The organism is Pseudomonas sp. ES4, from assembly GCF_050586665.1.
Classification (GTDB): Bacteria; Pseudomonadota; Gammaproteobacteria; order Pseudomonadales; family Pseudomonadaceae; genus Aquipseudomonas; species Aquipseudomonas frederiksbergensis.
In genome coordinates, this window is the sequence record NZ_JBOBDO010000052.1 from 1 (window position 1) to 2,295 (window position 2,295).

The window sequence follows — 2,295 nt, forward strand, 5'->3', positions numbered from 1 at the left end:
GACCGTGAAGTTGAGCACACTGACCGGGCCATCAACGCTCGACGTCCCGTTAAGAACGCTGCCGCTGACCGGGGCATCTTCGCCCGTGGTCACGGTTTCGCTGATGTCGGTGAAGTTGTCGTTGACCGGCGTGACGCTGATGTTCAGGGTCGAGGTAACGTTGTTGCCGGAGCCGTCGGTGACGGTGTAGCTGACGCTCGGCACGCTGCCGTTGTAATTGGCAGTCGGAGTGAAGGTATAAGCTCCGCTCGCCCCGATCACCAGGGTGCCGACGTTGGCGATAGTCGCTGTACTTCCAGCCGTGTAAGTGGTCGCCCCAACGGTGAAGTTGATCACGCCGACCGGGCCGTCGACGCTCGAAGTGCCCGACAGCACGCTGCCGGTGGCCACGGAGTCTTCGTTGACGGTGACGATTTCACTGACATCGGAGAAGTTGTCATTAACCGGCGTAACGCTGATGTTCAGGGTACTGCTCGAGCCGGTGCTGGTGGTGTATGTCACCTGTGGAACGTTGCCGTTCCAGTCGGCAGCCGGCTTGAAGGTGTAGTCGCCGTTGCTGGCGATGATCAGCGTTCCGACACCGTTAATGGTCGCGGTCTGGCCCGCCGTGAAGTTGCCGTTGACCCCGGTCACGTTGAAGCTGGTGACGCTCAGGACGTTATCGACATCGCTGTCGTTGCCCAGCACGTTACCGGTCGCGTTGTGGTCTTCGTCGACCGTGATCTTGTCCGCCTGCAGCACGCTTGCGTCATCGACGGCACCGACGTGCACCACCAACGGCAGCGACGTGCTGGCGCTTGGGGCATCGCCGTCTTTGGCGGTGGCCGTGACAGTCAGGGGGATGTCGCCATTGAAGTTCGTCGGCGGTGTCAGCTTGAGCGTGGACAGGTTCCAGCCAGTAATGTCCACCGACGTCGAGCCGTCGGCAGCATTGAAGGTGTGGGTGCCGTCGGTGAGACTGGAACCCGCCGGCAAGCCGTTCAGGGTGAGAGCGAGTGTTTCCGAACCATCGACGTCGTTAGTGTGGGCCTGGATGGTCGACAACAGGATCGCTTGGTCTTCAAGGCCCGAGTTGAGCACCTGGGTGACATCGATGTTATCCAGCACGCCGCCCAGGCTGTTTCTGTCCCCGGCGCGGAACTCGAGTTTCTGGTTGCCATCGGCAGTGACCGGAATGTCGAAACTGTAGTGCTGCATGCCGGTGGTCGTGGTGTTCAAGGTGCCAATGAGTTGGTCGCCCCAGTACACATTGATGTGCGAATTCACCACACCTGCACGCGGTGCGTAGTCGAACGACACGTTATAGGTGCTGCCGGCCTTGGCATCGATAGTGGTGTAGAGGTTGCTCGCATCGCCAGCGTTGCGCTCCAGTTCAATGACCTGGTTATCGCCACCGGCACCATAGACGCTGGCCTTGCCGATTTCGACCATGCCACCTCTGTTGTCAGTGTGCCAAACGCCGTTGCCGAGCTGGCTGACATTGACGTCGCCATGGCCGTTGTTCAGCGCGACTTCCTGGAAGTCGGTCGAGACGACCGTACCGCCACCCGTCAGTGACAGGCTTGGGGTATCGGTTATTGGCGCGACGACAATGGTGCCGGTTGCCGAAGACGCAGAGGGCATGCCCTGGTTATCGGTCGAGGTGTAGGTGAATTGGGTGGTGCCACTCCAGTCGCCGGTAGGCTTGAAGTAAACCGTTGCGCCGTTGGCGGTTGCGGAGATGACACTGCTGGTGGTCAACGCGATGGTCCCGGCAGCGTCAGCGTAAAACACACCATTGGCCGGCAGGCTGGTCAGGTTGAAGTGCCCGACAGTGCCGTCGATGTCATTGCCGCCAAGTTGCACGGAGATCAACTGATCTTCATCACCACTGGCCGAGGTAGTGTTGACGGTCGGAGCGTCGTTGACCGAGTTGACCTTGATGTCCAGCGTGCTGATGGAATTGGTGTTGGTGATATAGCTGATCTGCGGAGCGGTGCCATTCCAGTTCGCCGTTGGGGTGAAACTGTAATCGCCGTTGGCGGCGATAGTCACAGTGCCGACGCCGGCGATCGTCGCGACTTGACCCGCGGTAAAGGAACCGGTGACGCCTTGTACGGTGAATGTCGCGACACTCAGTGCATTGTCGACATCGCTGTCATTGCCGAGCACGTTGCCAGTTGCAACGTGGTCTTCATCGACAGTGTTGGTATCCGCGGTCAGGACGCTTGGGTCATCGACCGGGGTGACGCTGATGTTCAGGGTCGAGGTGACATTGCTGCCGGAGCCGTCGGTGACGGTGTAGCTGACTGTCGG

Annotated in this window: 1 protein-coding gene; it reads right to left on the reverse strand. The window is 60.1% G+C overall.

Annotated elements, in window-relative coordinates; translation table 11 throughout:
* On the reverse strand, positions 1–2,295 hold a 2,295-nt coding region (locus ACQ4OB_RS27770; RefSeq protein WP_430956863.1), incomplete at both ends, for a beta strand repeat-containing protein.